The organism is Mycolicibacterium austroafricanum (assembly GCF_902705885.1).
GTDB classification, from domain to species: domain Bacteria; phylum Actinomycetota; class Actinomycetes; order Mycobacteriales; family Mycobacteriaceae; genus Mycobacterium; species Mycobacterium vanbaalenii_A.
In genome coordinates, this window is sequence record NZ_CACSIP010000026.1 from 1 (window position 1) to 13,224 (window position 13,224).

Genomic DNA, 13,224 nt, shown 5'->3' on the forward strand with positions numbered 1-13,224 from the left:
ACCGCCACCTCCGCGTAGGCCGCCCCCACCGGCCGCATCTCCCCCACCTCGACACACACCTGCACCTCGACACACACCTACACCGAGGCCTTCGGCACGGACGGGGCCACCGCCCGCCGCCCCGGCACGCCCCAGCAGACGGCCCGGACGGGTGCGGCGCTGGCTGCGCGTTCTGCTGGCGTGCCTGGTGGCGCTCGGCCTCGCAATGGTCGGCGTCGGGGTCTGGGTACAGACGTCGCTGACACGCATCACCGCCCTGACCGACTATCCGCAACGGCCGGCCCAGGGCGCGGGCACCACCTGGCTGCTCGTCGGCTCGGACAGCCGCGCCGGCCTCACCCCCGAGCAGCAGGCCGAACTGGCCACCGGTGGGGATCTGGACTTCGCCGGTTCGGCGCGCACCGACACCATCCTGTTGGTGCATCTGCCCGGGTTCGGCTCGGCGACCCCGGCGACGATGGTGTCCATCCCCCGCGATTCGTATGTCCCGATTCCCGGGTACGGCTCCGACAAGGTCAATGCGGCGTTCACCCTGGGCGGACCGGCGCTGCTGACCCAGACCGTGGAGCAGGCCACCGGGCTGCGCGTCGACCACTACGCCGAGATCGGTTTCGGTGGGTTCGCGGGCCTCGTCGACGCCGTCGGCGGCGTGACCATGTGCCCGACCGAACCGATCAGTGACCCACTGGCCGGCATCGACCTGCCGGCCGGATGCCAGCAACTCGACGGCCGCTCGGCGCTGGGGTTCGTCCGCACCCGCGCGACACCCCGCGCTGATCTGGATCGGATGGCCAATCAGCGTCAGTTCATGTCCGCACTCGTCGACCGCGCCACCAGCCCGGCCGTGCTGCTGAACCCGTTGCGGTGGTATCCGACGGCCCGCGCGGCGGTCGACACCGTGACCGTCGACGACGGCGACAACCTCTGGGATCTGATCCGGCTGGCGTGGGCGTTGCACGGGGGTCCGTCGTCGATCACCACCGTGACGGTGCCGATCGGCGAGTTCACCGACAACGGGTCCGGCTCGATCGTGGTCTGGGACAGTGAGGCCGCACCGCGGTTGTTCGCCGCGCTGGCATCGGACGCAGCCATCCCGCAGGATGTGCTCGACGCCGCGAACCCCTAGCCTTGGCAAACACTCCGACGAGCCGTAATCACCGTCACGGCAGCGGCTCACACTAAGGATATGCTGGCCTGCGTTAGGTCAACCTTCGCTGACAATAGGGTTTGACCTGCTATATCTTCGAGACATGACCACTACGGAATCTTTCGACGCGACCGAGACCAAGTTCCACGGCCTGCTCGATGAACAGGTCCGCAGCGAACTCACCGCCTCGCAGCAGTACCTCGCCATCGCGGTGTATTTCGACGGCGCCGACCTGCCGCAGTTGGCCAAGCTCTTCTACCGGCAGTCGGTCGAGGAACGCAATCACGCGATGATGCTGGTGCAGTACTTCATCGACCGCGACGTGCTCGTCGAGATCCCGGCGGTGGACCCCGTCCGCAACGGTTTCCAGACGCCACGCGACGCCCTCGGGCTCGCGCTCGACTCGGAGCGGGCGGTCACCGAGCAGTTCAGCCGGCTGGCCAGCACAGCCCGCGACGAAGGTGACTACCTGGGCGAGCAGTTCGTCCAGTGGTTCCTCAAGGAACAGGTCGAGGAGGTCGCGCTGATGACGACGCTGGTGCGCATCGCCGACCGTGCCGGAGCGGACCTGTTCCACCTCGAGGATTTTGTCGCCCGCGAGATCGCCACGCCCACAGGCGATCCCGTGGCACCCAAGGCCGCAGGCGGCGCACTCTAGTCGCGACCGGCACCGGTCAGGCCGTCCTGCAGCCACGCCTTGGTGCGGCCCGGATGGTTGGTCGCGATCCAGGCCACACCCACGTCACGGCAGTACTGCACGTCCTCGTAGTGATCGACGGTCCAGCAGTACAGGGCACGTCCCTGGGCGGCGGCCCGGTCCACGAGTTCCGGATGGTCACGCAGTGTCGCGATGGACGGTCCGACCGCGGTGGCCCCGACCGTGGTGGCCGCGCCGCCTCCCAGATAGCGCGACGTCTCCCCGAGCAGGACCGTCGGCAGCATCGGTGCAGCGCGCCGGATCCGCCACACGGCCGCGGCCGAGAACGACATCACCACGGCCCTCGACAGCGCGGCCGATGCCGGTGACGCGATGCCATAGCGATGCAGCAACGCCAGCACCTTGCTCTCGACCAGCGCGCCATAACGCACCGGGTGCTTGGTCTCGATGAACATCTTCACCGGGCGATTCCAGTCGAGCACCAGCGTGACCAGGTCTTCCAGCGTCAGCAACCCGGTGTCACCATGGCTGCCGTCGGCACGCCAACTCGGATGCCACGCGCCGTAGTCCAGCTCGCGCAGTTCGGCCAGGGTCATCTCGCTGACCAGTCCCGTTCCGGTGGAGGTCCGGTCGAGGCTGCGGTCGTGGACACAGACCAGGTGGCCGTCCTTGGTCAGCCGCACATCACATTCGACGCCGTCGGCGCCCTCGTCGAGAGCCAGCTGATAGGCGGCCAGGGTGTGCTCGGGACGGTCCGCCGAGGCGCCGCGGTGCGCCACCACGAACGGGTGACTGCCGAACGTCTCGTCGGAGCTCATATCGCTATGCTGCCGGGTTCTGCCCTTCGGGCTCAACCGGTGGGTCGCCTTCGTCCTTCTCCGGGGCTGCCTCGCGGTCCGCCGGAGCCGACTCGGGCTCGTCGGTGGCGACCATCACCCAACGCTTCGACGGCCGCTCCACGGGCTGGCGCTCGAAACCGAGGAAGACCTGCAGCGCCAGCAGCAGGGCCGCGAGTGCCAGCAGGTAGGCGACGATCGTGGTCACGGTGTTGTCGGCGATGGCTTGCGGGTTGGTGCTGAAGCTGGTGACGAAGGCGAACACCGACACCGCCGTGCTGAGCACCCAGACCGCCCACCAGACCACGATCGGCCGGCGCAGCCACCTCTGACGCGCCTCCACCTCGGCCAACTCGATGACGTAGACGGGTGCCCAGGCCAGGTTGACCACCGGGATCAGACATCCCGCACGCAGCGCCCACACCGATCGCGGCTCCTGCTGCCCCCGGTGGGCGAACGCCGCCGCTCGTCTCGCGACCAGCCAGTTGGTCAGCAGCAGCGCGCTCGCCACGACGATGAACATCGCGACCACGCTGACCGCGACGCCGCCCCAGGTGGCCGCAGCGGCGACCCACGGGTTGAGCAGCACGGTGCGGTTGATGATCAGCAGCACGTACCGCACCAGGTGAATGAATGCCGCGGCGCCGAGCACCGCCATGGCCGCCACCAGCGTGACCCGCACCGTGGTCGCCGACGGTCCGCCGCGCTGGGCGCGCTGTTCGGCGGGGGCGTCGAAGTGTTCCACCAGACCCCAGCGGGGAATGACCTGGTAGCGCGGCGTCGGGCCGAGCTCGCGCCGCGTGTGCCGCGGCGGGGGCGGCGTGCCGGGTCGCACCGCAACCCAGCGGTATCCCGACGGCAGCGTGGGTCCGGTACGCCGCGAAGCGGGCTGGGCCTGCGCCTGACCGGGACCCCACTCCTGCGCGCTGGCGGGCCCCGACGGTGCAAGCAGCGTGCCGTTGCAGCGTGGACACCAGACCCGCTGCCGGTCGCGTACGTTCCACCGCGTCCCGCACTGGGAACACACCTGGATCATCCGACCAGCCTAATGGGGTGGCGGACAGTGGGCGGACGGCCAGGTACCGCAGCGTCCGTTCGCCTCAGACGGTGCCGGCGCCGCCCGTGTCGCGGACCACGGGCCGACCGGCCCCGGCCCAGGCCGACATGCCGCCGCTGACGTTGACCGCTTGATAGCCCTGGTGCGCCAGATACTGGGCCACCCGCTGCGACCGGCCGCCGGAGTGGCAGATGACGTACAGCCGGGCGGCGGTGTCGACCTCAGCCATCCGCGCGGGAATGTCCCCCATCGGGATGTGCTGGGCCCCCGGCGCGTGGCCCTGCTGCCACTCGTCGTCTTCGCGCACGTCGAGCAGCACCACACCGTCACCGAACGTGGCAGGCACGTCGCCGATTGCCACCTGGGGCACATCCGTGTCATCCATCACCACATGCTGGCACGGGCGCGGGGCCGGGCACCACCGGGCGCCTGCCCGGCAGCAATCTGAAAGCTATCCACAGTTTCCACAGGTCTATGCACAGGGCCACGGGGTCGAAAACCCTCCTGAGCGCGCCGTCGGGACGGCAGGCCCCCGTGGCTGTGGATGAACCCACCGCCGCCACGCCCGAGCGATCAACAGGTCCGGTGCCGCGTGAGCGAAATGGCTCGCACTGCTAAGTAATTGGTCTCCGTCGACGGTGGCCCGGTCCCGATTTCTCAACAGCGAACAAAAGAGGTTATGATCGGCGTCACAGGGTCGATTGTGTGACTGATCTCACTGGGGGAGGTATTCGCACGTGTTGGTGAGGAGCATCTGATGGCATCGTCGTCGATGGACTCAGGGTCCGCCTTTCCGCCGTCGGAATGGCATGCCTCGTCGCGCGTGTACAACCGCAGCCAGCTGATGGCGTTCCTGCGCGCCGGCCTCATCGCTCTTGTGCTGCTGGGCTTCCTGGCTCTGATCGTCCTGTTCTGATCTTCCACACCACCCGGTATGACCCGGCGGCCGGCACCCACCCGAAATCATGGGAATCGGCGGCGCCCGCGGCGTCCGGGTTGTCCGAGCGCGCCTCGAACGTCACGGTCTTCTCGCCGCGATACACCTCGCCGACACGCTTGACGAGCCAGTGCGAGGACTTCGTCGGATGGCGAAAGACGCGCAACTGGCCGCGCCGAGGATTGCCGCCACGCAGCGCCAGCAGTCCGTCGCCGGGGCACAGCGCCGGGCGCATCGAGTCCTCGACGACCACGAAGCTGCGCAACGGCCAACGACGGGAATCAGGCCGCGGCCCATGGTTACGGCGCATGGCCTAAGGGTAAGTTAGGACCATGCTGCATCGACTTTTCTCCAACGCCACCCCCGCCCACGCCCACTGCGACTTGTACTGCGGCGTCTACGACCCCGCGCAGGCAAAGATCGAAGCGCTGTCCTGCCTCAAGACGCTTCAGAAGTATCACGACTCGGACGACGAACACTTCAAGGTGCGCGCGATCCTGATCAAGGAGCAGCGTGCAGAAGAGGTCAAGCACCACCTGATGGTGCTGTGGGCCGATTTCTTCACCAAGGACCACTTCGAGCAGTTCCCCAACCTGCACCAGCTGTTCTGGGACGGTGTGCACGGCGCGGGTGACGTCAAGAAGTCGCTCGACGTGGCCGTCGCCGAGAAGCTCCTGAAGACCATCGACGAGATCGCCGACATCTTCTGGCAGACCGAGAAGGCCAAGGGCATGGGGGTCTACCCGCCCGCCTGACGTGCCACCGGTACACCACAACTGACACCACCCGGCTCGGTCCTGCACCGAGCCGGGTTTTGTTTTTCGCGGGTTGGCACTCGTGTCCACTTGCGTGCCAGTGGGTATCTGGCGCATCCTGAGCGAATCGACCCACAGTCGTGTCGGGCATTTCTGCGAGGGTGCCGGGAGGCGTAATGGATCCAGGGTCCGGCCGGGCGATCGAGATCGCCCCGTTTCATTCGCGTGGGTCGCTCAAGGGTTTCGTGGTCTCTGGACGCTGGCCGGATTCGACGAAGGAGTGGGCGCAGCTCCTCATGGTAGCGGTCCGGGTCGCGTCGCTCCCGGGCTTGCTCTCCACCACAACCGTTTTCGGGGCCCGCGAAGAACTCCCGGACGAGCCGGAGCCCGGCACCGTCGGCCTGGTCCTCGCCGAGGGCACCGTTGTCGGCGAATCCGCCATGACCCCCGGCCATTTCGCGCACCGCCAACCGCCGGCACTGTTGATGCTGCACCCCCCTTCGGAAACCACTCCGTCGCTGCCCGAGTGCAACGGCGCAGCCTCAGGCTGCGTGCTGTTACCCGGCCTGCCACATCTGGGGCTCGAGCACCGCGCCGCCTGGGTCGAAGCCGAGTCGGACGGCACCGTGACGTCGATGGTGAGCCGCGTCGGTGTCGACCCGATCAGCCACCCCGACACCGCCATCCTCGCCATGCTCCTTGCCGCGTAAGCATTTTCGAATCCAGACATTCGTATTCGGATAACGCTCGATTCGGCTGCCCGAAATCCCGCCCTGCGGTGGCGCTCTCGGTGATCTGCGACTAACGTCGGTGCAGTCAGCGAAGGGGAGTAGCCCCAAATCGTGGTGTCGACATACTGGCGTGAGCCCGGCACCCGAACCGCCTCCGAGTGGAGCAGCGGTGGGCGAGACCTTCGACCGAAGCCTGTCAGGTCGAGAGCATCAACCTGTCGGCGGAGCGTCGAGAGGTCACTTCCATGCTCACCGCCATTCTGGTAAGCCTCGCAGTGGTGTTCGTCGCTGAACTGGGCGACAAGTCTCAACTGATCACAATGACGTATTCGCTACGTCACCGCTGGTGGGTGGTGCTCTCCGGGGTCGCCGTCGCGGCCATGCTCGTGCACGGTCTGTCGGTCGCCATCGGCCACTTCCTCGGGGTGTCACTGCCCGAACGGCCCATCGCGTTCGCCGCGTCCGTCGCCTTCCTGCTGTTCGCGGTGTGGACCTGGCGCGCCCGAAGCGAGGACGGCGAGGACGAGGTGCGGGTCGCCGAACCTCGATTCGTGCTGTTCGCGATCGTGTCGTCGTTCGTGCTCGCCGAGCTCGGGGACAAGACGATGCTGGCGACGGTCGCGCTGGCCAGTGACCACCACTGGGCCGGCGTGTGGATCGGAGCGACGATCGGCATGGTGCTGGCCGACGGCGTGGCCATCGCGGTCGGAACGCTGATGCACAAACGCCTGCCTGAGCGTTTCCTGCATGGGCTGGCCAGTGTGCTTTTCCTACTCTTCGGGCTTTTCCTGTTCTTCGACGGCGGCCTGGGCCTGCCCTGGGTGGCTGTCACTGTGACCGCCGCGGTGGCGGCCCTGGCCTCGGCCGTCGCGGTGACGTCGTGGCTGCGTCACCGTCGGCAGGCCGCCGAGCTCATCGCCCAGGAAACGTCGTAGGACACCTGCCGAACTGCCACTGGCTACTGACACTTGTCCCGACTGCGGGTTGCGCGCCCGTGGCCCAACTGTGGTCCGTCACATGGCGTGGAGCGGCATCGTCAGCTACCGGGCAGGAAGCCGCCCTCGGCCGGCCAGCAAACGACGAAAACGGTGGATGCCAGAGAAGCGGAGGTTGCCCGGGAAACCTGGGGAAACTTTCCTGATGGGCCGATCCAGGTGCCGGGCGTATGCTCGCTACGGTGCCGTTAGTATTTGCTTAGCCGCACCGTACTCTGGAGGTATCAGTCGCTGCCGCCGACGCCGTTGACGCACTAGCGGCGGACCGCATCCGGGAACCGGGTTAACTTTTACTCGGTTTGCACTTGGTTGTGGACTTAACTGTCGCTACGATGATCAGCAAATACGCCGCCCTGAAAACACCGCTTGTCTGCATGTGGAGGTCAACCCGATGAGCAATACGTTCGCCGCTCGCCTGAACCGGCTGTTCGACGTCGTCTACCCGCCAGGACGCGGCCCGCACACCTCGGCCGAGGTGATCGCCGCCCTCAAGGCCGAAGGCGTGACGATGTCCGCGCCGTACCTGTCGCAGCTGCGGTCCGGCAACCGAACCAACCCGTCTCAGGCAACGATGGCGGCGCTTGCCAACTTCTTCCGGATCAAGCCCGCGTACTTCACCGACGACGAGTACTACGAGAAGCTCGACAAGGAGCTCACCTGGCTGGCCGGGATGCGCGACGAAGGTGTTCGCCGGATTGCGGCGCGCACGGTCGGGTTGTCCGCCGAGGCGAAGCAGGACATCTCGCAGAAGGTCGACGAACTGCGTCGTCGCGAGAATCTGGATAATTAGCCCGGTTCAGATGTCGGCTGGTCAGCCGGCGAATCAGTCTCGGCCCGGGCACTCCTTCTGGCGGTTGCGGACTCAGGCGTGAGGCGGCGGAACTGGCGTGCGATCTCGAGGATCCATTCCCGGTCCGAGTAGGTAGCCGGTTGACGGAGCCAGGCCAGACCCGGAAACGTCCTGTGTGCGCTACGTGGTGTGGCGTCGCTACCGGCGTGCAGCCACCTGGCAATGACTTCGGCCTGCTCGACCGGCGATACCTCCGGTGGGTCCAGGTCGGCGAGATCGCCGGACCCGCCGTGTATCGTCGCGGCCGCGTCCACGCGGCGTAACGCGCCGTCGGCAGCTGTGGCCTCCAGGAACAACGCATCGGAGATCAGGGACATCCGCTCGGCCACCCGGAAGACCAGTGGTCCCCGGGGCCGGACCCCGATCCCGACATCGGGATGGCGGCGGCCGAGTTCGTCGAGAAGCGGTTGGATCATCCGCAGCTCCCGCCGCGCCCCGAACCAGTCCTCCAGGCTGGGCAGCAGCGATCCGGCGGCGATGACGAGCATCGCGCACCCCAGCAGGGTCGCCGCGGCGCCGATCCCGACGAGCCCGGTGGTGCCGACGGCACGCAGCATGACAAACGCCAGCGCAAGCACGATCAGCACGATCCCGAGCGTGAACACGAACAGTGCCCGCCCGCGACGGGTGCGGTTGGAGTGCCGAAGGCCCGCCCACACCACCAGGCTGAGCGCCAGAAGCACGTACAGCATCGGGAGCAACCATGGCAGCGACGTGCCGCCGGAGCCGAGATTGCGTCTGAGGTACTCCTCCGGCGACATCTCCGGTTGGGGTCCGCCGGCGAAGAACAGGGCCAGGCTAACGCCGGCGATCAGGGCCGCAACGCTGTACTGCGCGATGGCGATCTTCTTCGCCGTCGCCGGAGTCCGCACCGAAGACACCGTGGTGATCATCACGCAGCTGCCAGCGGCGCAGCCGATCAGCGCCACCTGACTGAGCCCGATCGAGATGTTCGGCCACTTCAGCAGCGTGTCGATCAACAGCGTGAGCGGCTGCCAGTTGAGTGCCGCCACCACGCCCAGGCTGCCGAGCGCCAAGATCATCGCCGCGCTCACCAGCGACTGCTTGTTGACCAGCGCCCACCCGATGCGCAGGCCGGTGGCCAATCCCAGGAGACCGGCGATCACCCAGACGATCAACCAAACGCCTCTCCGAGGCGGACCTGGACGATCGACGCGCGGTCGGAGGGAAGCCGGCCCAGACGGTAGATCAGCAGCGCCGCGAAGTCCTCGGCTTCCTGCTCCGCATCCTCCCCGCTCGGACCCATACATCCGGTCCGCTGGTTGAGCATGTAACCGATGAGCTCGGAACTGGCCATCTCGGTGTTCTCCCTGGCCGCCTGGACCACCGGGATTCCCTCGTGCCCCAGGACGAGATGGCCGAGCTCGTGCGCCAGCGTGCGATCCCAGGCGGGCAACCCCTTCTGGATCAGGAACACGTCGTGGTCCGCGAACTGGCGCCATTGACCGCATACGCCGGGCGGCAGGTCGGCCATCGTGATCTCGATCGACCTTCCACGGTTCGCGCCGACCGCGTCGACCAGCCGGGTCAGCGACACCTCCCCCTGCTTCGGGGCGAGGTCGAGAACCTCATTGACCGCGCGGGTGACGCGCCGACTCGCAGGCATGTGACCCCCTCTCCGTGTCGTTCACTATCCGCCGCTCACTGTTGCAAAGCGACCGTTCTTGTCAGTTCATGTACCTGGAAATGCCGCTGGTGCGCACCGCGTGCCCCGCTTTGGCCTGGCGGTACCCCAGCAATCCGCCGGCGCCGGTGAGCACCAGGATTCCCGCCAGCCCCGGTACCGCGAGCACGGCGATCTGCGCGAAGCCGGCGCCACGCAGATACTCGACGTACCCGGCCCGGTAGGACGGCGACCCCACCGCGACGTTGCTGCCGGAGGCGGCGGGCGGCGCCTGCCGGGCGGGTCGCGATTCGGCGGTCCCTTGCCGTGGACCGTTGGACAGCGCGGAACCCGTCCCGCCACCGCTGGGTCCCGGCCTCGGACCGGCGCCGATCGGAGCCGGGACGAGCACGGGCACGCTCACCGGAACCCCGGCCACCCCGCTGTCCGCCACCCCGCCGACCGGCACGGTGTCGACGATGTCGGGATCGATCGGTTCGCCGAGCGGCGGCGAGAACTCCGGGGGCACCGCCCGTGGGGGGACGGTGAACGGAAGCCGGGCGGGTGGTTCCGCCTCGCGACGGCCGCCGCTGCTGTCGGATACCGGTGGTTCGTCGGTGTCGGGATCCGGCCAGGGCCACCAGGGCGGGCAGTCCCAATCCCGCTCCGGGTTCTCACAGCACGGTGGCCACAGCTTCCTGTCCCCTGCCGCCTCCGCGTCACGACCGAGGACGTCGAGACCATCCTCCAACGCCACCTCGGGATCCACGTCGGCCGCGGGTTCGTCGACCTGCTCAGACTGCTCGTCCTCCTCGTCCTCATGAGCCGCCGGTTCGCGATCGGCGGGGTCCGCCGGCTCCCGGTCGGTCCGATCGGCAGGGGCCTCGCGATCGGGGCCGCTGGGGTTCTCCGCGGTGTCGGGCTGACGGACGCTCGACGACGTGCCGGACTTGCTGCCCGACGTGTCCGTCCTGCCCGATGTGTCCGACTTCCTGCCCGATGTGTCCGACTTCCTACCCGATGTCTCCGTCCGGCCCGATGTCTCCGTCCGGCCCGATGTCTCGCCGGTTGACTGTCCTGGGTCGGCGAACGCAGTGGCGGCGCCGACACCACTAGTCAGCAGCCAGGAAGCGACGAGGCAGGCCGCCGCAGCCATCCGCGCACGCGAACCCACGTCGTCACCACCCCTCGACGTACATGGCCGTCGACGTCGCCGGCGCCGTTTGACCAGATGATTGGTCCAATTCTCGCACAATCGCGATGTGCGGTTTGCTGAGAAGCCCAAACGCCTCGGTCGTCGGGCCGCGGCGACCGAGGGGCGGACCGAACGCTAGGGTTTGGTCAGCGTGACCGCCGAACATCCGGCGGGATGTGTCGACGACAAGATCTGGGAGGCCGCAGGGATGAGCCTGTTCAAGCGACGCAAATCCCGAGCTACCCGAAGGGCTGAAGCCCGCGCCATCAAGGCGAAGGCGAAGCTGGAAGCCAAGCTGTCGGCCAAGAACGACGTCCGTCGGTTCAAAGCGGAACAGAAGGCGCAGGCTCGCGCACTCAAGGCACAACTCAAGGCCCAGCGTGACAGCGACAGGACCGCGCTCAAGGTTGCTGAAACAGAACTGAAGGCGGTCCGTGAGGGCAAGCTGTTCTCCCCCACGAAGGTTCGCAGGGCGCTGACCGTGTCGCGTTTGCTCGCTCCGGTGGTGGTGCCTCTGGTGTATCGCGCGTCGATCGCCGCCCGCGGGCTGATCGACGAACGTCGCGCAGACAAGCTCGGTGTTCCGCTGAGCCAACTCGGACAGTTCTCCGGGCACGGCGCCCAGTTCTCGGCCCGCATCGCCGGTGCTGAGCACTCCCTGCGTCAGTTGTCGGCGAAGAAGCCGAAGGATGCGGAGACCAAGCAGTTCGTCAACGCCGTCACCGAGCGCCTCAGCGATCTGGCGGCAGCGGTCACCGCGGCCGAGAACATGCCGACCGCACGCCGTCGGGCGGCGCACGCCGCGATCGCCGAACAGCTCGACGGAATCGACGCCGACCTGATGGCGCGCCTGGGCGTGGCCTGACCCTCGATCGATGAGAACACTCCAACGCGAGCTACCTGCCGTCGTCACCCGGCTCGTCGCCGTGGCCGTCCTGACCGTCGGGCTCGTCACCGGTGCGCTGGCGACGGCCGGTGTGGCGGCCGCCCACGCCGCGAGGATCGCCGAGGATCCCGCCGAGAACTCCCAGCTGACCGAGGCGCCGACCCGGGTGAGTGCGACGTTCAACGAACCGATGCAGGCCGAGTTCGCGGCGATGACCGTGATCGGTCCCGACGGTGTCGGCTGGTCCGACGGCGACCCCGCCGTCGACGGGCCGGTGATCAGCGTCGGAGTGCGTCCCGGGGCCCCAGCCGGGGACTACACCGTGAACTACCGGGCCACCTCCGCCGACGGGCATGTCGTGTCGGGCTCGTGGTCGTACCGTCTGCTGCCGGCGGCCGGTGCTGCCCCGCCGCCGGCGACATCGCCGGCGCCCGCCCCGGCCGCCCCGCCGCCGGCATCGGACACCGACGCCGACGGGCTGCCGATCTGGCCGTTCGTCGCCGGGGTGACAGTGCTTGTGGCCGCCGGCGCGTTATGGGCGGTTCGGCGCAATTCGTGACCCATCGCCGGGCGGTGGCCGGTGCCGTGTTCGTCACCGTGTCGGCAGGCGTGACGGCGTGGGCGCTGGCCTATCCCGCCGCTCCGTTGGCCCCGGCGCTGGCCAGGGCCCTCGCTGACGGTGCCGCCGTCCTCACGCTCGGGCTGGCCGTGGTGCCCGCGCTGGACACCGGCCGCCATCGCGACGAACTCATCCGGACTGCACGGGCGCCGCTGGTCGTCGCCGCGGCGATCTGGCTGGTCACCGAGCTGGTCCGGCTGGTCCTCGCGACCGCCGAGGCGACCGGGACCGACGTCACCAGCCTCGGGGCGCGCACCGTCGTCGCGTTCACGATGGACACCGCGCCGGGACGAGCGGGCCTGGTCACGGTCGTCGCCGCAGGGGCGGTGGGGGTGATCGCGTCACTGGCGCCGCGGTCGGTGCCGGTGTGTGTTGTCGCCGCCGGCCTGGCCGGCATCGGCGTCGTCGGGCATCCGCTCACCGGGCACCTGTCGCTCAGCGCGTGGGGCGGCGTCGCGATCGCGGTGCACGCACTGGCAGCGGCCCTGTGGTGCGGGGTGCTCGCCGCGCTGGTGCTCACCGTCGACCACCGCGGCCAGTGGGCGCGGCTGTTGCCGCGGTTCTCCCAGCTCTCCCTGGTGTGTGTCGCGGTGCTGCTTGCGGCGGGCGTCCTCGGCGCTGCGGTGGTGCTCCGGTCACCTGTCGACCTGTACGCGACTGGCTACGGCAGGGTGCTGACCGCCAAGGTCGTGCTCACCGTCGTGCTCGTGGTGCTGGCCTGGCGTAATCGGTCGAGCTGGCTTCCCGCCGCCCGCGCCCACCGGGCCACCTCCGTCGTGTCGCGAGCGCGGGCATACACCGAGCTGGGACTGATGGCGGTGACGCTGGCCGCGGCCGCCACACTGGCGGTGACCGGATGACACCGGGAATCCGGCCGATAGGCGACCTGGCATGATGGGGAACACTGCCGGGTGCAGACTACTCAAAAGGAGCA

The 13,224-nt window shown here is 68.4% G+C and carries 17 protein-coding genes; 10 read left to right on the top strand and 7 right to left on the bottom strand.

Annotated features, from left to right (window positions below; genetic code table 11):
* Positions 1-1,126: LCP family protein (locus BEMPMBAN_RS17905; protein WP_234897552.1), on the top strand; the 1,126-nt coding region annotated here is incomplete at its 5' end.
* Positions 1,127-1,250: 124 nt separating this feature from the next.
* On the top strand, positions 1,251-1,805 hold the full coding sequence (locus BEMPMBAN_RS17910; RefSeq protein WP_159232520.1) for a ferritin: 555 nt from the start codon (positions 1,251-1,253) through the stop codon (positions 1,803-1,805).
* On the opposite strand, the gene BEMPMBAN_RS17915 is transcribed toward BEMPMBAN_RS17910, so the two are convergent.
* From BEMPMBAN_RS17915 to BEMPMBAN_RS17925, 3 genes are all read right to left on the bottom strand, one after another.
* Positions 1,802-2,623 carry a glycerophosphodiester phosphodiesterase gene (locus tag BEMPMBAN_RS17915; protein ID WP_159232522.1) on the bottom strand — a complete coding sequence of 274 codons (822 nt, stop codon included), beginning with the start codon at positions 2,621-2,623 and terminating at the stop codon, positions 1,802-1,804. The genes BEMPMBAN_RS17910 and BEMPMBAN_RS17915 overlap by 4 nt on opposite strands.
* A gap of 4 nt (positions 2,624-2,627) precedes the next feature.
* Positions 2,628-3,677: a DUF4328 domain-containing protein gene (locus BEMPMBAN_RS17920; RefSeq protein WP_159232524.1), complete on the bottom strand. Its 1,050-nt coding sequence runs from the start codon at positions 3,675-3,677 to the stop codon at positions 2,628-2,630.
* Between the two features lie 64 nt (positions 3,678-3,741).
* Complete coding sequence (locus BEMPMBAN_RS17925; protein WP_159232526.1) at positions 3,742-4,083, bottom strand: rhodanese-like domain-containing protein; 342 nt, start codon at positions 4,081-4,083, stop codon at positions 3,742-3,744.
* 372 nt (positions 4,084-4,455) lie between these two features.
* On the opposite strand from BEMPMBAN_RS17925, the gene BEMPMBAN_RS17930 reads away from it, so the two are divergent.
* Positions 4,456-4,614 (top strand): hypothetical protein, encoded by a 159-nt coding sequence (locus tag BEMPMBAN_RS17930; RefSeq protein WP_200846026.1) that lies wholly within the window; start codon positions 4,456-4,458, stop codon positions 4,612-4,614.
* On the opposite strand, the gene BEMPMBAN_RS17935 is transcribed toward BEMPMBAN_RS17930, so the two are convergent.
* Positions 4,565-4,945, bottom strand: a complete 381-nt coding sequence (locus BEMPMBAN_RS17935; protein ID WP_337761917.1) for a S26 family signal peptidase — start codon at positions 4,943-4,945, stop codon at positions 4,565-4,567. The two genes, BEMPMBAN_RS17930 and BEMPMBAN_RS17935, sit on opposite strands and share 50 nt — an antisense overlap.
* 22 nt (positions 4,946-4,967) lie before the next feature.
* Between BEMPMBAN_RS17935 and sodN the strand changes: the two genes are divergently transcribed.
* From sodN to BEMPMBAN_RS17955, 4 genes are all read left to right on the top strand, one after another.
* Positions 4,968-5,390: a superoxide dismutase, Ni gene (gene sodN, locus BEMPMBAN_RS17940; protein ID WP_159232528.1), complete on the top strand. Its 423-nt coding sequence runs from the start codon at positions 4,968-4,970 to the stop codon at positions 5,388-5,390.
* A gap of 176 nt (positions 5,391-5,566) precedes the next feature.
* Positions 5,567-6,100 (top strand): peptidase, encoded by a 534-nt coding sequence (locus BEMPMBAN_RS17945; protein WP_159232530.1) that lies wholly within the window; start codon positions 5,567-5,569, stop codon positions 6,098-6,100.
* Between the two features lie 266 nt (positions 6,101-6,366).
* Positions 6,367-7,056, top strand: coding sequence for a TMEM165/GDT1 family protein (locus tag BEMPMBAN_RS17950; RefSeq protein ID WP_159232532.1), 690 nt, complete (start codon positions 6,367-6,369; stop codon positions 7,054-7,056).
* 451 nt (positions 7,057-7,507) lie between these two features.
* Complete coding sequence (locus BEMPMBAN_RS17955; protein ID WP_159232534.1) at positions 7,508-7,906, top strand: helix-turn-helix domain-containing protein; 399 nt, start codon at positions 7,508-7,510, stop codon at positions 7,904-7,906.
* Here BEMPMBAN_RS17955 and BEMPMBAN_RS17960 read toward each other — a convergent pair.
* The 3 genes from BEMPMBAN_RS17960 to BEMPMBAN_RS17970 form a co-directional block, all read right to left on the bottom strand.
* The gene (locus tag BEMPMBAN_RS17960) at positions 7,903-9,105 is read right to left on the bottom strand and encodes a hypothetical protein (protein ID WP_234897553.1); all 1,203 of its coding nucleotides are present in this window, start codon (positions 9,103-9,105) and stop codon (positions 7,903-7,905) included. The genes BEMPMBAN_RS17955 and BEMPMBAN_RS17960 overlap by 4 nt on opposite strands.
* A complete protein-coding gene (locus tag BEMPMBAN_RS17965) occupies positions 9,102-9,593 on the bottom strand; it encodes an ImmA/IrrE family metallo-endopeptidase (RefSeq protein ID WP_159232536.1) in 492 nt (163 codons plus the stop codon). The genes BEMPMBAN_RS17960 and BEMPMBAN_RS17965 overlap by 4 nt, the downstream gene beginning before the upstream one ends.
* A gap of 61 nt (positions 9,594-9,654) precedes the next feature.
* Positions 9,655-10,764: a hypothetical protein gene (locus BEMPMBAN_RS17970; protein WP_159232538.1), complete on the bottom strand. Its 1,110-nt coding sequence runs from the start codon at positions 10,762-10,764 to the stop codon at positions 9,655-9,657.
* 229 nt (positions 10,765-10,993) lie between these two features.
* Here BEMPMBAN_RS17970 and BEMPMBAN_RS17975 point away from each other — a divergent pair, with 229 nt between their 5' ends.
* Genes BEMPMBAN_RS17975 through BEMPMBAN_RS17985 form a run of 3 tightly spaced genes read left to right on the top strand, consistent with a single transcriptional unit; the run spans position 10,994 to position 13,150 of the window.
* Positions 10,994-11,650, top strand: a complete 657-nt coding sequence (locus tag BEMPMBAN_RS17975; protein ID WP_159232677.1) for a DUF6474 family protein — start codon at positions 10,994-10,996, stop codon at positions 11,648-11,650.
* Positions 11,651-11,660: 10 nt separating this feature from the next.
* Positions 11,661-12,230, top strand: a complete 570-nt coding sequence (locus BEMPMBAN_RS17980; RefSeq protein WP_159232540.1) for a copper resistance CopC family protein — start codon at positions 11,661-11,663, stop codon at positions 12,228-12,230.
* Positions 12,206-13,150, top strand: a complete 945-nt coding sequence (locus BEMPMBAN_RS17985) for a CopD family protein (RefSeq protein WP_159232542.1) — start codon at positions 12,206-12,208, stop codon at positions 13,148-13,150. Before BEMPMBAN_RS17980 ends, BEMPMBAN_RS17985 begins: the two co-directional genes overlap by 25 nt.
* The last annotated feature ends 74 nt before the right edge of the window (positions 13,151-13,224 follow it).